This is a genomic window from Athalassotoga saccharophila, assembly GCF_009936215.1.
Classification (GTDB): domain Bacteria; phylum Thermotogota; class Thermotogae; order Mesoaciditogales; family Mesoaciditogaceae; genus Athalassotoga; species Athalassotoga saccharophila.
In genome coordinates this window covers 964,417-983,269 of record NZ_AP019551.1, presented here as the reverse complement: position 1 = coordinate 983,269, position 18,853 = coordinate 964,417, and the positions used below count along the sequence as shown (strand labels likewise).

The 18,853-nt window shown below is 40.8% G+C and carries 18 protein-coding genes; all 18 read left to right on the top strand.

Annotated features, from left to right (window positions below; translation table 11 throughout):
- Window positions 1-21 precede the first annotated feature (21 nt).
- The gene (locus tag ATHSA_RS04905) at window positions 22-1,653 is read left to right on the top strand and encodes a GspE/PulE family protein (RefSeq protein WP_408626224.1); all 1,632 of its coding nucleotides are present in this window, start codon (window positions 22-24) and stop codon (window positions 1,651-1,653) included.
- A complete protein-coding gene (locus ATHSA_RS04900) occupies window positions 1,650-2,882 on the top strand; it encodes a hypothetical protein (RefSeq protein ID WP_161848024.1) in 1,233 nt (410 codons plus the stop codon). Before ATHSA_RS04905 ends, ATHSA_RS04900 begins: the two co-directional genes overlap by 4 nt.
- Window positions 2,883-2,895: 13 nt before the next feature.
- Window positions 2,896-3,909 carry a 2,4-diaminopentanoate dehydrogenase gene (gene ord / locus ATHSA_RS04895; protein WP_161848023.1) on the top strand — a complete coding sequence of 338 codons (1,014 nt, stop codon included), beginning with the start codon at window positions 2,896-2,898 and terminating at the stop codon, window positions 3,907-3,909.
- The gene (gene ortA, locus ATHSA_RS04890) at window positions 3,906-4,214 is read left to right on the top strand and encodes a 2-amino-4-oxopentanoate thiolase subunit OrtA (protein WP_408626191.1); all 309 of its coding nucleotides are present in this window, start codon (window positions 3,906-3,908) and stop codon (window positions 4,212-4,214) included. Before ord ends, ortA begins: the two co-directional genes overlap by 4 nt.
- Window positions 4,215-5,612, top strand: a complete 1,398-nt coding sequence (gene ortB / locus ATHSA_RS04885; RefSeq protein WP_161848021.1) for a 2-amino-4-oxopentanoate thiolase subunit OrtB — start codon at window positions 4,215-4,217, stop codon at window positions 5,610-5,612.
- Window positions 5,609-5,980, top strand: a complete 372-nt coding sequence (locus tag ATHSA_RS04880) for an ornithine aminomutase subunit alpha (protein ID WP_161848020.1) — start codon at window positions 5,609-5,611, stop codon at window positions 5,978-5,980. Before ortB ends, ATHSA_RS04880 begins: the two co-directional genes overlap by 4 nt.
- Window positions 5,970-8,141 carry a D-ornithine 4,5-aminomutase subunit OraE gene (oraE, locus tag ATHSA_RS04875; RefSeq protein WP_161848019.1) on the top strand — a complete coding sequence of 724 codons (2,172 nt, stop codon included), beginning with the start codon at window positions 5,970-5,972 and terminating at the stop codon, window positions 8,139-8,141. Before ATHSA_RS04880 ends, oraE begins: the two co-directional genes overlap by 11 nt.
- Complete coding sequence (locus ATHSA_RS04870) at window positions 8,138-9,130, top strand: HD-GYP domain-containing protein (protein WP_161848018.1); 993 nt, start codon at window positions 8,138-8,140, stop codon at window positions 9,128-9,130. Before oraE ends, ATHSA_RS04870 begins: the two co-directional genes overlap by 4 nt.
- A gap of 11 nt (window positions 9,131-9,141) precedes the next feature.
- Window positions 9,142-9,609: a peroxiredoxin gene (locus tag ATHSA_RS04865; RefSeq protein ID WP_161848017.1), complete on the top strand. Its 468-nt coding sequence runs from the start codon at window positions 9,142-9,144 to the stop codon at window positions 9,607-9,609.
- Between the two features lie 4 nt (window positions 9,610-9,613).
- Complete coding sequence (locus tag ATHSA_RS04860; protein WP_161848016.1) at window positions 9,614-10,774, top strand: amidohydrolase; 1,161 nt, start codon at window positions 9,614-9,616, stop codon at window positions 10,772-10,774.
- 3 nt (window positions 10,775-10,777) lie between these two features.
- Complete coding sequence (locus ATHSA_RS04855) at window positions 10,778-12,304, top strand: DNA repair protein RecN (RefSeq protein ID WP_161848015.1); 1,527 nt, start codon at window positions 10,778-10,780, stop codon at window positions 12,302-12,304.
- A gap of 208 nt (window positions 12,305-12,512) precedes the next feature.
- Window positions 12,513-13,523: an anthranilate phosphoribosyltransferase gene (gene trpD, locus ATHSA_RS04850; protein ID WP_161848014.1), complete on the top strand. Its 1,011-nt coding sequence runs from the start codon at window positions 12,513-12,515 to the stop codon at window positions 13,521-13,523.
- On the top strand, window positions 13,520-14,281 hold the full coding sequence (trpC, locus tag ATHSA_RS04845) for an indole-3-glycerol phosphate synthase TrpC (protein ID WP_161848013.1): 762 nt from the start codon (window positions 13,520-13,522) through the stop codon (window positions 14,279-14,281). The genes trpD and trpC overlap by 4 nt, the downstream gene beginning before the upstream one ends.
- The gene (locus ATHSA_RS04840; protein ID WP_161848012.1) at window positions 14,282-14,887 is read left to right on the top strand and encodes a phosphoribosylanthranilate isomerase; all 606 of its coding nucleotides are present in this window, start codon (window positions 14,282-14,284) and stop codon (window positions 14,885-14,887) included. It abuts the gene before it with no gap.
- Window positions 14,884-16,059, top strand: a complete 1,176-nt coding sequence (gene trpB, locus ATHSA_RS04835) for a tryptophan synthase subunit beta (protein WP_161848011.1) — start codon at window positions 14,884-14,886, stop codon at window positions 16,057-16,059. Before ATHSA_RS04840 ends, trpB begins: the two co-directional genes overlap by 4 nt.
- Window positions 16,056-16,850: a tryptophan synthase subunit alpha gene (gene trpA / locus ATHSA_RS04830; protein ID WP_161848010.1), complete on the top strand. Its 795-nt coding sequence runs from the start codon at window positions 16,056-16,058 to the stop codon at window positions 16,848-16,850. Before trpB ends, trpA begins: the two co-directional genes overlap by 4 nt.
- Complete coding sequence (gene trpE / locus ATHSA_RS04825) at window positions 16,834-18,249, top strand: anthranilate synthase component I (RefSeq protein WP_161848009.1); 1,416 nt, start codon at window positions 16,834-16,836, stop codon at window positions 18,247-18,249. Before trpA ends, trpE begins: the two co-directional genes overlap by 17 nt.
- On the top strand, window positions 18,250-18,819 hold the full coding sequence (locus ATHSA_RS04820; RefSeq protein ID WP_161848008.1) for an anthranilate synthase component II: 570 nt from the start codon (window positions 18,250-18,252) through the stop codon (window positions 18,817-18,819). It begins immediately after the preceding gene.
- Window positions 18,820-18,853: the final 34 nt, after the last annotated feature.

Here is an 18,853-nt window from a genome sequence, read left to right as displayed (position 1 = left end):
ATAGGCGAGATTCTTGTTTCCATGGGGTACATAACCCAGCAAACACTCGATAAGGCTCTTGACATATCGCAAAAGAGCGGTAAGATGCTTGGGGAAGTGCTTGTGGAAAATCATTTCGTAACGTGGAATGATATTGCAGATGCGCTTGCGGCACAGTACAATTTGCCAAGAATTCAAGATCTTCCCTCCAATATTCCAGCAGACATAATAAATTTAATACCAAAAAATCTCATAGACACTTACAGAATAATCCCGTACAGAAAAGATGGAAATAATCTATGGCTTGCCACCGACAACGTTCTGAACTACACTCAGATAGTAAGAGAAATAAGATTTCTGACCAATCTTTATCCAAAGATAGCCGTTGTTTCTAAAGACGTATACGATACGGTTTATCAGTATATATTTGGCTCTCAGGTCGATACGTCTGAGATAATCTCAAATGTTGAAACTACAAAAGAAGAAGAAGTAAGAGAAGAATTTGTCGAATCCGAAGAGGCGCCTGCGGTCAAACTTGCAAAAACGCTCGTTGAAAATGGGATAGTTCAGAATGCGAGCGATATACACATAGAGCCAACCCATCAAGGTGTAAATGTAAGGTACAGAGTTGATGGTGTTCTTAGAAAAGTTACATCCTATCCCAAATCTATGCATGCTTCCGTCATATCGAGAATAAAGATAATGTCAGGCCTCGATATTGCCGAAAAGAGAGTGCCACAGGATGGAAAGTTTTTCATGAAATATCTAAATGATCAATACGACTTTCGTGTGTCGACAATGCCAACCATATACGGTGAAAAGGCTGTTTTGAGGATATTGAAGGTTTCCTCTTCTGAGCAAAAGGTGTCAGATCTTGGATTTAGCGAATACAATCTCAAAAGATTTAGAGAACTAATAAATTATCCTTACGGAATAATTCTTTTAACAGGTCCAACCGGAAGCGGCAAATCCACAACTCTTGTTGCCGCAATAAACGAAATAAAGGACGTGAGCAAAAATATAGTCACAATAGAGGACCCGGTTGAGTACAACATAGAGGGAGTAAATCAATGTCAGGTAAATGTCGAAGCAGGTCTTACATATCCCAGATTCTTAAGATCGGTTCTTCGCCAGGATCCGGACATAATAATGATAGGAGAAATAAGAGATAAAGAGACGGCACAGTTGGCAGTTGAAGCGTCGATGACCGGTCACCTTGTTCTTAGCACGCTTCACACAAATGATGCTCCTTCAGCCATTTCGAGGCTCATAAACCTTGGAATAGATTCTCACATGCTTGGGGTTGCGCTCATTGGAGTCGTCGGACAAAGACTTGTTAGAAAACTTTGCAACGATTGTAAGGCCGAAATAAAGGTAAATGAAGACGTATTAAAAGTGGCAAAAGCATTTTATCCAGAGATTAAACCCGTCATGTATCAGGCAGTCGGCTGTAGAAATTGCAATGAAGGATACAAAGGAAGAACGGCAATAAATGAGGTTATGATAGTCACCAATAAATTGAGAGAACTTATTTATCGGGGAGCCTCTGACAACGAACTTAGAGAAGCGGCCATACGTGACGGCATGAGAACGATGTTCGAAGATGGTGTAGAGAAGATACTTAGAGGAATAACTTCTTACGAAGAAGTTAACCGTGTGGTGAGGAGTGCATGAATTCAGATGGCTACAAATATTATTCTCATTCCCCCCAAGAGTGGGAAAAAATAGACAGCCAAAAAAATCCCAAAAAGCCAAAAAGACCTTTCGGAAGGGTTAATCTTATTCTTGGGATAAATTTTGCCGCAATTTTGGCAATTTTTTTGATTTATTTTGGCTTTAGCGGATCAAATACGGTAAAGGTGAATTCACTTGCAAAAGTTGGCGATTTTCAAATCTACATTACCTCTCCAAAAGATAACTACCTTTCGGGAGAACCTCTCAATTTTTATGTTTATCTTTCAAATCTCTCGTCTTCTTCAAGGAATTTTGATATATATTCCTTTAGCCTTAAAATAACGGGCAATTCAACACCGATCTACGTTTTCAACACATCAGATGTCATAAAATCTGAAATAGGGCCTAACAGCACGATCTTGCTTTACGAGTTGAAAAAAGACACAAATCTTTCAAACCTTCAACCCGGCGAATACACCGCAAAAATACTCATGAATTTCGATGGTAAGGTAGTCTCTATAGAAAAAACATTCAAATACTCCTCGGTAATCTTTGCCTCAATAACTTCTCAAAATGATTTCTTCATCGAAGGACAAAGCGCAGATTTAAGCCTTTACGTTCAGAACAACACACCAAATACCGTCAATCTGCATGTCAACAATATCTCATTTACCATCTTTACCTCAGATAAAAAAATCCTTAATTCTAAAAACATCGCGATAAGTTCAATTTTTCCAATTCAATCTGGCCAGCAGGCTTTAATCTACGATTACAAAACCATTCCTCTCAATGTGGGCAATTACTATCTTAGCGCTGAAATATCTGGATCAGAGGATCTGTCCGCGACGTCTTCAATTTCAGTTGTAAACAAATCAGATCTCAGCGATATCTCAGGCATAAAGATAATTTCCGATATTCCTTTATACGTAAATAAAAATGTTCCAACCTCTTTTTCAATATCTCTTGTCAACAACGATCTTTTTAACAAGAAGTACGTTGTGCTTAACTCTCTTACCGTTATAGTGAAGAAGGAAAATATAGAACTTTACAGATTTTACAACGACAGATCTCACAACATAATAATGAATCCCGGCGGTGCAAGGGTGCTTCTTGATTCTAAATCATGGCAGACGATCACCTTTCCATCAACGGGCACTTATGATTTTGAAGTTATAGCGAAGATTGGTAATCAGTTCATAGATTACAATAAAAAAATTCAATCTTTGTGAGGAGGAAGATAAAATGTACAGAATCATGGTATGGGGAATGGGTGCCATGGGAAGTGGCATCGTTAAAAACATTCTCCAAAAACGTGAACTCGAACTCGTTGGAGTTATCGAAACCTTTAGAAAGGATCTCGAGGGAAAATCCTTAAAGTCTTTCGGGATCGAAAGTGATATTCAGATATCCTCAGACCCGCAAAAAGCGATTTCAGAATTTGATCCGGATTTAATAGTCATCGCGACGGCCTCCTTTGTTCCTGTGGTCTTTCCGATGATAAAATTGGCAGTAGAAAATTCGGTCAACGTGATAACGCTTGCCGAAGAGATGGCCTACCCTTGGATCGATTATCCCGAACTTTCGCACAGAATGGACTCCTTGGCAAAAAAACATAACGTTTCAATTCTTGGAACCGGTATAAACCCGGGCTTTGTTCTCGATACTTTGATATTGTCCCTGACCGGTGTGTGTTTAGATGTAAAAAAGATAAAAGCCCAGCGCATAAATGATCTTTCACCATTTGGAAATGAGGTTATGAGAACGCAAGGTGTCGGAACAAGCGTTGAGGAGTTTTACGATGGCATAAAAAACGGTAAGATCGTCGGTCATATCGGCTTTAGGCAGTCTATATACATGATAGGAGATGCCCTTGGGTGGAAGGTTGAAAAGATAGAAGAAGAAAGAGAACCCATCGTATCAAAGGTATATCGTGAAACCCCGTACGTTAAAGTCAAGCCCGGTTACGTTGCCGGATGCAAACATATAGGCCGTGGATTCGTAAACGGCGAGGTCAAAATTGAACTTGTCCATCCACAGCAGATCCACCCTGAACTCGAAGAAGTAAAGACAGGAGATTTCATTCAAATAGAAGGAGATCCGAATATATCTCTCGAAATAAAGCCAGAAATCCCCGGCGGAAAGGGCACAATCGCAATGGCTACCAACATGATACCCAAAGTCATAGAATCGAGACCGGGTCTTATGACTATGAAGGATATGCGAATACCTTATGGAATGATCAACGAATTGAGATGATCGATGTGGCAAAAAAAGGAGAATGGGTTAAAATTCACGATGTTATTCTTAATCCCTCCGATCGTGCCCCATCTTTGCCCGACGATACAAAGCAGGTTCCCCTTGAGATGTGGGTGAATGGATTTTTGAATCATGATGCGAATATCGGAGAAAAAGTCGAGATAACAACTTTAAGCGGAAGAAAGGTTGAAGGAATCCTTGTCGAGGTTAATCCTCGCTACACGCATGATTTCGGAGAACCTTTGCCCGAACTTTTGAAGATAGGGCCTACTTTGAAAAGTATACTCGAAAAGAGGGACGCTTAAATGTACGAGGAGATCATAAAAAGGAAGAATGAGATAATAAAAAAGGCCGTTGGAATAGATTATTCAAAGTTCGAGATCGAAGGAATAGCCTTTGACTACGAAAGAATGATGAAAGAGGTTTCTTACACATTCGATGAGATAAAAAAAATACAGTCAGAAACGCAGGTTGGGAATACACCTCTTGTCGAACTTAAAAATCTCACCAAACTTGTAAGAATGTATTCTAAAAAGGGAAAGGGAGCAAGGATATTTTTAAAAGACGAATCCGCCAATCCTTCTGGAAGTTTCAAAGACAGAAGGGCATCGGTATCAGTCTACCATGCAAAAACGCATGGGTACAAAGGCGTCATAGCGGCCACTTCTGGCAATTACGGAGCGGCAGTTGCCTCACAGGCAGCAAAATACAATCTAAGGGCGATAATAGTTCAGGAAACCTTTGATAGTAAACACATAGGACAGCCCGAGATCCTCGAGAAAGGACGCGCATGTGAAGCCTACGGAGCGGAGGTCGTCCAGTTAACTGTTGGGCCGGAACTTTTTTATTACACGCTGAAGTTACTTGATGAAACAGGCTTTTTTGATGCGTCACTTTACACTCCATTTGGAATTGCAGGAGTTGAAACCCTCGGATACGAAGTTGCAATGCAGGTTAAGGAAAGATTCGGAAAATTTCCAGATGCAGTTGTGATCACGCACGCAGGGGGAGGAAATGTTACGGGTACGGCGAGAGGATTGAAGATGGCCGGTGCCGTTGAAACAAAGGTCATAGGAGCAAGCGTGGACTTAAGAGGCCTTCACATGGCAAGCGATCACGACTTCAACAGGAAGTCCTTTACGACTGGCCATACGGGATTCGGAATACCATTCGCGGCCTACCCGGATAGGGTAGATGTACCAAGAAATGCGGCAAGATCTCTTAGATATCTTGACAGGTACGTCCTTGTAACTCAGGGAGAGGTTTTTTTCACCACCGAGGCACTTGCACAGGTTGAGGGCATGATGAGAGGACCGGCAGGGAATACCTCCCTTGCGGCCGCGATAGCGATTGCCAAAGAAATGAATGAAGATGAGATTTTGGTCGTCCAGGAAACGGAATACACGGGGGCAGGAAAATTGCCAAGCGCACAACTTACCTTCGCCAAGAAGATGGGAATAACGGTTAAGAATGGTGATTCCCTTAAAGAAGATGTACCCGGGAAGGTTATAGCGATACCAGAAAGCATAGATCAGATAGGCGTCATAGAATATCCTCTCGAGAGTTTAAAGAGATCATATGTGAAAGAGGCCATCAAAATATACGATAAAAAAGATTTTTCAGATACAGAAATCGAATTCATGGCCAAAGACACCAAATCGACATTTGAAGAGGTAAAAGAGAGATTAGAGGTGTTAAAATGACAAGATCAGATGATTTTGAGGAGAGAAGCGCACATCTTAAAAACTTAAGCGATGAGGAACTCGACAGAAGGTTCTGGGAACTTGTCGAACAGGTCGTTGATCCTCTGGTAGAACTTGCAAGGACACATACATCTCCTTCTATCGAGAGATCGGTATTGTTGAGGATGGGATTCGATAGCATAACTGCCAAAAATCTCGTTGACAAGATCTTCGAGCAAAACTTGCTCGGTAAAGGTGCTGGAAATGTGGTTTACAGATTTGCAAAGGCAAAAAAGATGGATTACCTTGACGCCGGTCAGTTGCTCGTAAAAGAGGATCACTGGGACGAGGTAAGATCCCTTTTTGGAGTTGATAAAAATGGACGTTAACAATAAGATAGACATAAATGAAATACTCAAAGATCTCGAACATTACAGACCAAAAAGACGTGGATGGACCTGGAGGAAGCCGTACTATGGGAAGATGGATGGATACGAATACAGACAGATAAGCGAACCTTTGAAAAATTCTATCCCACTTCCCGCCGCACATTATTTTGACAACATAGATCCTCAACCCGATCTTGTCATAACGAGTGAGATAGCATCTGGAAGATTTGAAGATGATATAAGAAGGATGAGAATGGCCGCCTGGCATGGAGCCGATCACATAATGGTTATAAGAACTCTTGGGCAATCGCACATAGACGGTCTTATGGAAGGAACACCCGAAGGAATAGGCGGGATACCAATAACGAGAAAACAATTGAGGGCAACTCGAAAGGCTCTCGACATGATAGAGGAAGAAGTTGGCAGACCTATAAATCTCCATTCCTACGTTAGCGGTGTAGCAGGTCCAGAAATAGCCGTTCTTTTTGCGGAAGAAGGAGTCAATGGTGCGCATCAGGATCCACAATACAACGTTCTGTACAGGGGAATAAACCCCGTGAGATCTTTTGTCGATGCGGCAGTTGCAAAACGCATAATGGCATGGGCAAATATGCTTCAGATAGACGGGGCCCATAACGCAAATGCCTCGGCAAGGGTATCGTGGAAGGTTATGCCAGAATTACTCGTCCAGCACGGTATAAATTCACTTTATTCGGTCAAAGTGGGAATGAAGCCTGAGAATATAGCGCTATCTACGGTTCCGCCAACGGCAGCGCCAACGCCAACCATGAGAATAAATTTGCCTTATGCCGTTGCCGTCAGAGAACTCTTTAAAGGCTACAGATTTCGTGCCCAGATGAATACAAAGTACATAGAATCGGATCTCTTCGACGCAACGAGAATGCACATGATAGACGCATTCATAACAAGGCTAACGGGTGCCCATCTTCAGTCTACTATAACGCCAGACGAGGGAAGAAATGTGCCATGGCACATAAACTCGATCCGCGGGGTTGAGACTGCCAAGCATGCCCTTATAGCCTTGGATGGACTTACAGAGTACGTCAAAATAGACAGAGAAAAAATAAATGAAAAGGTAAGAGAATTAAAGATGAGGGCAATTCTCATGCTCGAGGAAATAATAGAGGTTGGAGGGTATTTTGAAGCCGTGGAAAGGGGATTTTTCGTTGACAATGGTTATTATCCCGAAAGAATTGGGGATGGGATAAAAAGAAAGAAAGATGGAGAGATCGCGGCCGGCACAGTAGTGCCCAGAGACAAAGATTACATGGCGCCTGTCTGCGAACATTTTGGATATAACAACCTTCCATCCGGAATAGAGAAGCCATGTGATTTGATAGGCGGATGCACACTTTGTAAACCAGAAAAGATAAAATACATAGATGAACTCGATGAAAGTGACAATGTCAATTTGAGATTACAAAAAATCGAAAAAGACGAAATAAGGCCGGAAGTTGAGTGGTTGAATGATGGCGTTGTGCAGATCGACATGACCTTTCCAACCTCTCCAGACCTTGCAGAAGCCGCGGCAATAGAAACGGCGAAAAAGTTTGGCCTTACAGATATAAATGTGATCCATAAGACCGTCCTTCATCCCGCCGAAGGGACCTATGTTGAGATAAAAGGAAGAGTCCCATTCTCGATAAAAATTAAGGATATTAAATTGCCAGAGAAGATAGATCAATTACCGGATGAAGAGATAATAGACTTTTTCAAAAGATATCCGGTTAGCGTTGTGGCAGGTACTGTGGGTAACGACGAACATTCTGTTGGGTTGAGAGAGATACTCGATATAAAACATGGAGGAATAGAAAAATATGGCATAAAGTACATCTATCTTGGGACAAGTGTGCCCGTCGAAAAGTTAATAGATGCCGCAGTCGAAACGAACTCTGTGGCTGTCTTAGCATCGATGATAATAACACACAACGATGTGCATATCCACAACATGAAGAAATTGAACGATCTTTCAATAGAAAAAGGTGTAAGGGATAAACTTATTTTAGTTGCTGGAGGTACACAGATAACAAATGATCTTGCGAAATCGGCCGGCATGGACGCTGGGTTTGGAAGGGGAACACATGGTGCAGACGTCGCGAGTTTCCTTGTAAGAGAACTCAGAAGGCGAGGGTATCGTTGAGTGAGATAAAGATAATATGCGAGGATGAATTTTTAAAGCAAGTCATCAAGTCAAAAATGAATGGTTTTCCTTTGTCTGAGGATGAAAAGGTAAGGGATTCAAGGGACGTGTTCATCTTTTGCGTTTTCAACAATTCCGATATCGAAAAACTCAAAAACCTAAGAAAGCGGATCAAAAACCTTTTCATCCTTATAGTACCAAGGAAGTCAATATCAGACGATTTAAAAAAGATGGCCGATATTGTACTTGAAGAACCGGTGGACTTTGCCGATCTGTCTTTTAAGATAAAATTTTTTTCTGCATTTCCAGACCTCTCAAAAGATCAATCGGGAAGATTCGACCTTTTCTTTTCGACGATAGATGAATTTTATTCTAAGATAAAAAGATCCGAAAATTTCTCTATAGAACTACTTCAAAAACTCGATAAAATAGCCTCGATAAGAGACAACGAGACCCACGGTCATACTCAAAGAGTCGGAGAACTTTCGATGCTTGTGGCCGAGAGGATCGGATTGAAGGTGGAGGACATATTCAAAGTGCGTATGACTGCCCCCTTGCATGATATAGGAAAGATAGGAATACCCGATCAAATTCTTTTTAAGAATGGTCCTCTCGATGAAGAAGAATGGAAAATAATGAAAACACACACGACTATAGGATCTGAAATACTCGATGGAAATGATGATGTGTTGATATTCGCAAAAAACATAGCGCTATTTCACCATGAAAGGTACGACGGCAAAGGCTATCCAACGGGTATAAAAGGCGAAGAGATACCTTTAGAGGCAAGAATTGTCACAGTCGTTGATTCTTTTGATGCCATGGTTTCAAAAAGACCTTACAAATCTGAGAAAAGTATTCAGGAATCGATAGGAGAACTCATGAAAAATGCGGGTACCCAGTTCGATCCAAAGATCGTTAGTATTTTTGTTGAAATATCTGATAAAATAGAGATGATGTACAGAACGGCAAAAGATTTTTCAAAGTAGGAGGTGTCCAAATGAAATTGGGAGACAAAGCCGTCGACTTTGAACTTTACGATACCGATTTGAAAATGAGATCCCTGAAAGAATTCGCAGGAAAGAATGTGATTCTTGCATTTTATCCCGGCGCATTCACAAGCGTGTGTCAAAAAGAGATGTGCACATTGCGAGACAGCCTTTCAAAGTTTAACAAATTCAACGCGCAAGTAATAGGTATAAGTGTTGATGGTCCATTCGCGAATAAAGCCTTCGCACAGCAGAACATGATCAATTTTCCAATTCTGTGTGATTTTGAAAGGAAGGTTTCAAAGACCTACGGTGGACTTCATGAAAATTTCGTTGGAATTAAGGGCTATTCTGTCGCAAAAAGATCTGTCTTTGTTGTCGATAAAAACGGAAAGATAGCCTACGCTTGGGTATCTGAAGATCCGGGCAAAGAGCCCAATTACGCGGAAATAGAAAATGTTTTATCAAAACTGGGATGATAAAATGAAATTACTTTTCAAAAACGCGAATGTTTTTCCAATTACGTCCAAACCATTCAAAGGAGACGTGCTTGTCAAAGATTCCAAAATATACAAAATTGGTGAATCGATAAAAAAGGACAAAGATACAGAGGTAATAGACCTCGAGGGAAAATATTTGATTCCCGGCTTCATAGATGCCCATTCCCACATAGGATTATGGGAAGAAGGGGTAAATGAGCCAGTGTCATCAGATGGCAATGAATGGACTGACCCTGTAACTGCAGACGTTAAAGCCATTGATGGATTCAACCCTGAAGATGATGCCATAGACAGGGCACTCAGTGGCGGAGTCACAACGGTAATGATAGTGCCCGGAAGTGCGAATCCAATCGGAGGGCAAGGAGCGATAATAAAGTTCAAATCAAAGATAGTAAATGAGATGATAGTCAAAGAGCCCGCGGGATTGAAGATGGCCTTCGGTGAAAACCCAAAAAGGGTTTACGGCGATCAAAAAAAGACTCCATCGACACGTTTGGGAGTGGCATCTGTCATAAGATCTTATTTTACGAGAGTACAGGATTACATGAAAAAGAAGGAGATCGCACAGAAGGATGGCAGACCATTCACAGAAAGGGATCTCAAACTCGAAGCGGGAGAAAAAGTCCTTAAAGGAGAGATTCCGGCCAGAATTCATGCCCATCGTTACGATGACATATTGACTGCAACAAGGATAGCGGAGGAATTTGGATTTAGATTCGTCATAGAGCACGGGACAGAAGGGTACAAGATAGCCGATTATTTAAAAGAGAAAGGGATACCCGTAGTTGTAGGGCCTTTGATGACCTTCAGGACGAAAAGAGAGTTAAAAGATATGACTATGGATTCGATAAAGATATTGAATGAGAAGGGAGTTTTGACGGCTCTCATGTGCGATCATCCGGTAATTCCTCTCGAGTATGCGTCTATTCAGGCCGCGAGTGCTCTAAGGTATGGTGCGAAGGAAGAGGATTTGCTAAAGATGCTTACGATAAATCCCGCCAGAATACTTGGCATTTCAGACAGGGTAGGGTCCATTGAAGAGGGAAAGGATGCAGACCTTGTGATATGGAGCGGTCATCCATTCGATGCCAGATCAAAAGTTGAGGGTGTTTACATAGAAGGAAAATTGTGTAGCGGAGGATAATCGGTGATCTCAGAACTTCGAGCAAAGAATTTCATCCTCTTCGATGAGATTGAAATAGAATTTTCTGACAAAATGAATGTGATAACGGGGGAAAGTGGCTCTGGAAAGTCACTTTTCCTTTCTATTTTGAAATCGCTTTTGGGTGAGAAAAATGAATTAAAAGGTTCTGCCGAGGTCGAGGCACGTTTTATAGTCGAAGAAGGAGAATTCGTGGTTAATTTGAAAATAGGTCCTTCCCGGACAAGCGCGAGAATAAATGGATCGATGGTTACCCTCGCACAATTGAAAGATCAGGTTCAAAGATGGATAGATATTCACGATCAAGGAGTTTCGCAGATTTTAAGAAACCCTCAAACCCACACGCATTTTGTCGATATTTTCTTCCCTTCTTTGAAGGAAGAGATTAAAAATTACAAGATACTCTTCGATAATTACATCGAACTTTCTAAACTTCTGAAGGAAAATGAACCTGAAAAGATAAGATCTCAGATTGAAGAAATTTCAAATGAGATCGAAGGGATAGAAAGATTTTTTGTGACTGATGAAGAGTATGAAAATATGAAGGAAGAATACAGAAGAATGGCAAACATCGAAGAGATATTGAAAATATCTAAAGAACTCGATTATCTTATCTCAGGAGATCATGGACTTGAATTCTCAATTGAAATGATCATGCAAAAATTAAAAGAGATTCACAAAATGGATGGAAAATTTTCAGAAAGTTTCGAAGAGATCTCTGTGCTTATCGAGGAATTCAAGAAATCATTTCTTGGATATGTCGACTCCCTTGAGTTTGATGAAGAAAGGTTTTTAGAACTCGAAGAGAGAATAGGGGAAATGGAAAAATTAAGGCGCAGGTATGGTCCGACCTTCGAAGAGGTGAAAAAACACCTCGAAGAATTGAAAGAGAGGTACAAAAGACTCGAACTCACCGAGTCTGAAATCAAAAACGCGGGAGATAAATTCGATTCGACGGTAAAGAAAATGGAAAAGATAGCCGAACGGATAAAAGAGATGAGAGAAGAGGCAGCGCAAAATCTTGTAAAGGCCGTAAATGAAAACCTAAAAGACCTTGCGATGCCAAATGCCTCCCTTTCATTCCTTCACGAAGAAACTTCCTTTACGCCGAATGGAAAGGACAGAATAGAATTTTTGGGTTCAATAAACCCCGGAATGCCTCCGCTACCTTTAGCCAAAATAGCATCCGGCGGGGAAATGTCGAGATTCTACCTTGCGATCGAATCGGCCTTAAGCGGAACTTTGCCCGTTTCTACGATTGTCTTCGATGAGATAGAAAGCGGAATAGGGCAGAGAACTGCCGATTCAATTGCGAACAAGATGAAAGAAATGTCTCAAAATACACAGATAATAGTGATAACACATATGCCGCAGATTGCAGCCGTCGCAGATAAACATTTTAAAATAGAAAAATACCAGTCTCTGGATTCAACTTATTCGATAATAAAAGAAATAAACGGAGAGGAGAGAAAAAAAGAGATAAAAGAGATGTTTGGAAAGATCTTCGAATGAAAAGATTGACATTGTCATCTTTTTGTGGTATATTTTTTAACAAGGTGATAAAATGAGTAATTTAAATTTAAAGTCATTTTTGAACAACAATTGGTGGTGGTACCGCACCCGATGCTGAAGGGTGAGGGTATCATTTTGCCATAAATGGTATTCAGCATCGGGGATCTTCAAAAAGATCCCCGATTTTTTTATACAAGGAGGTGGAAGAATGATCAACGAGTCGATTTCAAAGGTCGTCGAAGGTTATGATCTTAGCCGTCGTGAAGCCAAAGAAAGCATGATCGAAATGATGAATGGAATCTCACCGATCAAGGCTGGAGGTTTTCTAATCGCTTTGAGAATGAAGGGAGAAAGCGTAGATGAAATAACCGGTTTTGTCGACGCAATAAGAGAAATGGATAGAGTCTTTAACATCGATGGATACGTTATAGACACGTGTGGAACTGGAGGAGATGGCGGAAAAACCTTCAACATATCTACGGCCGTTGCCTTTGTTGCCGCGGCGGCGGGGATCAAGGTTGCAAAACATGGTAATAAGGCAGTTTCGAGTAAGAGCGGTAGCGCCGATGTTTTGAACAGCCTTGGTATTGATATCGAGGAAGATTTCGAAATGGCGAAAAGATCTATTGAAAATACGGGATTTGCGTTTTTCTTCGCTCAGAAATACCATCTTGCGATGAAAAATATCGCCCCCGTTAGGCGTGATCTCGGTGTGAGGACTGTTTTTAATCTACTTGGTCCCCTTACAAATCCCGTTGGGATCAAAGGTCAATTGATCGGTGTATATGATGGAAAGATAGTGCATTTGATCGCTGAAGTGCTAAAAAACCTTGGGATAGAAAGGGCGATGGTCGTTCACGGATCCGACGGCCTTGATGAAATAACGATAACTGGAAAAACCTACGTCTCCGAGTTAAAAGAAGGAATTATAAAAGATTACACGATCGATCCAAGGGATTTCGGTATCTCTTACGCAGGTATAGAGGATATAAAAGGAGGAGATCCCCTCGAGAATGCAACAACAATAAGATCCATTTTTGAAGGAAAAAGAGGACCCAAAAGAGAAATCGTACTTATAAATTCTGCCGCCGCCCTTTACGTGGGAAAAGTAGCAAGGGACATGAAAGCGGGTCTTTCGATGGCATCTGAGATTTTAGATTCCGGCCTTGCTTTGAAAAAACTCAATGAAATCATCGACTTTTCGAGGAGCAAGGTATGATCTTGGACGAAATCGTGAATTACAAAATCTCTCTGGTAGAAAAGAAAAAGAAATCGATGCCTCTTGAAAAGATCAAGGTTACAAATGGTGAAAGGAGAGATTTCAAGTCATCAATCTCTTCTTCATTCTCTTTGATCGCAGAGATCAAGCAATCATCCCCATCGAAAGGGTTTATAAGATCTGTTGATCCTGCCCTTCAGGCACAGATATATGAAAATTCCGGTGTGGATGCCATATCGGTACTTACAGAGGATAAGTATTTCAACGGTGAGGATCGGTACGTAAAGATCGTCAAAGATTCATGCACGAAGCCTGTCCTGAGAAAAGATTTCATAGTCGATACTTACCAAATCTTTGAGTCCCTTGCGATAGGATCAGATGCCATCCTGCTTATTGTGGCCATTCTCGGGAAAAAACTTGAAGAATTTTACACTCTTGCAACTTCGATCGGACTTTATCCCCTCGTCGAGGTCCACACTTACGAAGAGATGCGAATGGCTCTTGATTGTGGTTGTGAAATCATAGGCATTAACAACAGGAATTTGAAAGATTTTTCTGTCGATTTAAAAACCACGGAACGCCTTATGAAATACATCGATGATAAGAAGATAATCGTTTCAGAAAGCGGTATAAGGGATTTAGAGGATATTAGATACGTGAAATCTCTCGGCGTCAATGCCGTTCTTATCGGCGAGACTTTGATGAGAATGTATGAAGACGATGTAAAAAAATTCGTCGAGGAAGCGAGGAAAATTTAAATGGTTAAGATAAAATTCTGTGGTCTAAGAAGAATTGAAGATATCCGCTATGTCAATATTTTGAAGATAGATTATGCAGGTTTTGTCTTTTCAAAGAGCAAAAGGATCGTAGATAAAGACTCGGCAAGGGTGCTAATCGAAAATTTAGATCCCGAAATCAAACGTGTCGGTGTCTTTGTGAATGAAGAGATAGATTTTGTAGCGGAAATAGTTAATTCCCTGCACCTCGACATTGTCCAACTTCACGGCAAGGAGACCGATGAATACGTTGATACTTTAAAGTCACTTCTGGATGTGGAAATATGGAAAGCCGTAAGGATAAAGGGAAATGAGAATTTTATCTTCCAAAGAGCAGACAAAATATTGCTTGACACCTTCGTTGTGGGCCTTCCCGGAGGAAGTGGAATACCTTTCGATTGGAATTCAATTTCCAATATAACTTTGAATAAACCCTTCATTCTCGCTGGAGGACTAAATCATTTGAACGTTGAAAAAGCCATCGAAATTTTGAGACCTTACGGTGTTGATGTTTCAAGTGGAATTGAGACAGATGGGTACAAAGATTTTGAAAAAATGAGGTTATTTGTGGAGAAGGTGAGAAAATGAATGGACGTTTTGGAAAATTTGGAGGACAGTATGTACCGGAAACACTTATGAACGCCTTAACGGATCTTGAGGAAGAATTTGAAAAAGCTATGTCCGATAAATCTTTTATGGATGAATACAGATATTATCTAAAAGAATATTCTGGTCGGCCCACACCGCTTTATTTTGCCGAGAATTTGACAAAGGCACTTGGAGGCGCAAAGATATACCTCAAAAGGGAGGATTTAAACCATACAGGCGCACACAAAATAAATAACGTCATAGGTCAGGTCCTGCTTGCAAAAAGGATGGGCAAAAAAAGGATAATAGCAGAAACGGGTGCCGGCCAGCACGGCGTTGCAACGGCAACAGTTGCGGCAAAATTTGGCCTTGAGTGTGAAATTTTCATGGGACGTGAAGATATTCAGAGACAATCTTTGAATGTTTTCAAAATGAAATTACTCGGAGCCAATGTAAGATCTGTCGAATCGGGTACAGGCACCCTAAAGGATGCCATCAACGAAGCGATAAGAGACTGGGTAACCAACGTTGATACGACATTTTACGTTATGGGATCCGTGGTCGGCCCCCATCCGTATCCCACGATCGTCAGGGATTTTCAAAGGGTGATAGGAGATGAGACAAAAGCACAGATACTCGAAAAGGAAGGAAGATATCCAGATTACGTCGTAGCATGTGTTGGGGGTGGAAGCAATTCAATGGGAATTTTCTTTCCGTTCATCGAAGAAAAGGAGGTCTCCTTGATAGGAGTTGAGGCCGGAGGGAAGGGAATAGAAAGTGGAAAGCATGCCGCAACGTTTCAGGGTGGATCGATTGGGGTAATTCACGGTATGATGACTTACGTGCTTCAAGATGATGAGGGACAGATATTGCCGGTTTATTCCATCTCGGCAGGACTCGATTATCCGGGTGTTGGACCGGAACATGCCTATCTTAAAGAAAGCGGCAGGGCAAAATATGTTTACGCCACAGATGAAGAATCTGTAGAGGCTTTCATGATGCTTTCCAAATTGGAAGGCATAATACCCGCCCTTGAAAGCGCCCATGCCATCGCTTACGCCGCAAAAATTGCGCCATCTATGGAGAAAGATAAGATAATCGTCGTTAATCTCTCTGGCCGTGGAGATAAAGATATAGACATAATGTCGAAGATAATGAGGGTGGAATTATGAATAGGATAAAGAAAAAATTCGATCTTCTAAAATCGCACAACGAAAAAGCCCTTATAACCTTCATAACCGCTGGAGATCCAGATATCAAGACAACTGCCGATATGATTTTTGCGATGGAAAATGGCGGTGCAGACATCGTAGAGATAGGAATTCCGTATTCTGATCCACTTGCCGATGGCCCGGTTATTCAAAACTCATCTGCGAGATCTTTGAAAAAAGGAACTAAAATAAAGGACATAATGAATTGCGTTAAAGATGTAAGATCAAAAAGCGATATACCTCTTGCCTTTCTTGCCTATTACAACTCTATCTTCAAATATGGCATTGAAAGGTTTATTTCCGAATCTTTGATGGCCGGCATCGATGGATTTATAATTCCAGATCTGCCAATAGAAGAAAGAGAAGAATTGTCTTTGAAATTGCGCGGCACGGATATCTCTTTAATACCCCTTGTGGCTCCAACGTCAAAAGAAAGGATAAAGCGAATAGTCGAAATTGCCGATACATTCGTTTACTGTGTCTCTCTTAACGGTGTAACGGGAATGAGAGAAAGAATTTCGACTGATTTAAAAACTTACATGGAAACGGTAAAACAATTCACGCCTCTTCCGAGGGCTTTGGGCTTTGGAATTTCTAATCCTTCGATCGTGAAAGATGTTAAAGATCTATGTGAAGGTGTGGTAGTTGGAAGTGCAATAGTGGATCTCATTTCAAAGAGCAGGGATGATCAAAAGGTTAAGGAATTCGTAAAAGAGATGAAAGGAGCGCTCTTGGATGAAAATAAAGGTTAATCTTACCAGAGAAAAATTCGAGGATTTAAAAGATCAAAATAAAGTTTTCCCATTCTTTGCAGAGATAAATGGAGACGAGATCACCCCAATAGGCATCTTTTACTCTCTGAAGGGAAAGCACAAATTTCTCCTCGAAAGTGCCGAACAGGGAAGAAATGGAAGATATTCTTTCATAGGTGCAGATCCATACCTTAAGATCGGTGGACGGGGAAATGAGATCGAAATTTACAATTCAAAAAAAGAAAATGGCAGAATTCTCGACTATGCAAAAAATCTTTTTAAGATGAACTACGATAATCTCGATTTGAAAGTGCCTTTTACCGGCGGAGCAGTCGGATACGTGGGATACGATGTGATAAGGCAGTACGAGAAAATACCCGAGACAAATCCAGATGAACTTAAAATTCCAGATTCATACCTTATGTTTTATAAGAACTTCATAACCTTCGATCATCTAACGCACAAGATCTTCATCGTCAAAAATATATTCGAAAAAGATTCTTACAATGAAAGTCTTGAAGAATTTGAAAAAATCGCAGAGGATATTAAAAAGGTTGAAATACACGACCTTCCACCCACACAAAAGAAAGAATTCAAATCCAATTTCACCGAAGAGGAATTTTGTAAAATAGTCGAGAAGGCCAAATCTTACATAAGATCGGGCGATATCTTTCAGGTTGTACTTTCTCAAAGACTTTCTGTCGAGAATTCTTCTGAACCTTTTGAAGTCTACAGGCGTCTGAGGTCTATAAATCCTTCTCCTTATCTGTTTTTTATAGATTTTGGAGATTTTCAAATGGCAGGTTCTTCTCCAGAAAGTTTAGTAAGCGTTTTTAACGGGCGTATAATGACAAACCCGATAGCAGGAACAAGGCCACGCGGGAGAAATGAAAATGAGGATAAAAGTCTTGCATTAGAACTTATAAAAGATGAAAAAGAAAGGGCCGAGCATCTTATGCTTGTGGATTTGGGAAGAAATGATATAGGAAAGATAAGCGAATTTGGATCCGTTAAAGTTGAAAAGTTCATGGAAATAGAGATGTACTCGCATGTCATGCATATAGTTTCAACGGTTAGCGGGAAGTTGAAAAGTTCATTTACCCCATTTGACGCGCTTATCTCCTGCCTGCCCGCAGGGACCGTCTCGGGCGCACCAAAGATAAGAGCAATGGAGATAATAGAAGAACTTGAAAATATCAGAAGATCTTTCTATGCCGGATCCGTTGGATACTTTTCTTTTAGCGGTAATATGGACATGTGCATTGCCATAAGAACGATACTTTTCAAAGATCAAAAGGCATACATTCAGGGCGGGGCCGGAATAGTCTACGACTCTGATCCTCACCGTGAATATTATGAAACATTGAACAAATTGAAAGCCCTCCAGGAGGCGATATGAATGATCCTTATAATAGACAATTACGATTCTTTTACCTATAACATTTACCAGTACGTCGGCGAGATAAAGGAAGATGTCGAAATAATTAGAAATGATCTTTTAAGCGTTGAAGAGATAAAAAAGATGCATCCCGAGAAGATAATAATCTCTCCGGGTCCGGGAAGACCTGAAAATGCCGGCGTGTGTCCCGAACTTGTCAAAAGTGTTCATGACATTCCCATCCTTGGTATATGCCTTGGTCATCAGGTTATAGGTTACGCGTACGGAGGAAAGATAGTAAGCGCACCAGAAATAAAGCATGGAAAGACCTCAACAATAATACATGACGAGAAGGGAATTTTCAAAGGCCTTAAGAATCCTCTGACGGGCATGAGATATCATTCTCTTGTGGTAGAAAGATCAACGCTTCCGCCAGATCTTGTTATAACCGCTCAAACAGATGATGGAACGATAATGGGTATACGTCATAGAAATTACCCAATTTATGGCCTTCAATTTCATCCCGAATCGATAATGACGGATTTCGGAAAGCAAATGATAGAGAATTTTATTAAAATAAATGACAATTAATTTGCTATAAATTTAATTTTTAATATCAAAACGT

Bases quoted from the DNA above. Each gene is read 5' to 3' on its own strand.
- ATHSA_RS04865 (WP_161848017.1), top strand. From the start codon at position 9,142: ATGAAATTGGGAGACAAAGCCGTCGACTTTGAACTTTACGATACCGAT.
- ATHSA_RS04900 (WP_161848024.1), top strand. From the start codon at position 1,650: ATGAATTCAGATGGCTACAAATATTATTCTCATTCCCCCCAAGAGTGG.
- oraE (WP_161848019.1), top strand. From the start codon at position 5,970: ATGGACGTTAACAATAAGATAGACATAAATGAAATACTCAAAGATCTC.
- ortA (WP_408626191.1), top strand. From the start codon at position 3,906: ATGATCGATGTGGCAAAAAAAGGAGAATGGGTTAAAATTCACGATGTT.
- ATHSA_RS04905 (WP_408626224.1), top strand. From the start codon at position 22: ATGGGGTACATAACCCAGCAAACACTCGATAAGGCTCTTGACATATCG.
- trpD (WP_161848014.1), top strand. From the start codon at position 12,513: ATGATCAACGAGTCGATTTCAAAGGTCGTCGAAGGTTATGATCTTAGC.
- ATHSA_RS04820 (WP_161848008.1), top strand. From the start codon at position 18,250: ATGATCCTTATAATAGACAATTACGATTCTTTTACCTATAACATTTAC.
- trpB (WP_161848011.1), top strand. From the start codon at position 14,884: ATGAATGGACGTTTTGGAAAATTTGGAGGACAGTATGTACCGGAAACA.
- ATHSA_RS04880 (WP_161848020.1), top strand. From the start codon at position 5,609: ATGACAAGATCAGATGATTTTGAGGAGAGAAGCGCACATCTTAAAAAC.
- ATHSA_RS04860 (WP_161848016.1), top strand. From the start codon at position 9,614: ATGAAATTACTTTTCAAAAACGCGAATGTTTTTCCAATTACGTCCAAA.
- ortB (WP_161848021.1), top strand. From the start codon at position 4,215: ATGTACGAGGAGATCATAAAAAGGAAGAATGAGATAATAAAAAAGGCC.
- trpA (WP_161848010.1), top strand. From the start codon at position 16,056: ATGAATAGGATAAAGAAAAAATTCGATCTTCTAAAATCGCACAACGAA.
- ATHSA_RS04840 (WP_161848012.1), top strand. From the start codon at position 14,282: ATGGTTAAGATAAAATTCTGTGGTCTAAGAAGAATTGAAGATATCCGC.
- ord (WP_161848023.1), top strand. From the start codon at position 2,896: ATGTACAGAATCATGGTATGGGGAATGGGTGCCATGGGAAGTGGCATC.
- trpC (WP_161848013.1), top strand. From the start codon at position 13,520: ATGATCTTGGACGAAATCGTGAATTACAAAATCTCTCTGGTAGAAAAG.
- trpE (WP_161848009.1), top strand. From the start codon at position 16,834: ATGAAAATAAAGGTTAATCTTACCAGAGAAAAATTCGAGGATTTAAAA.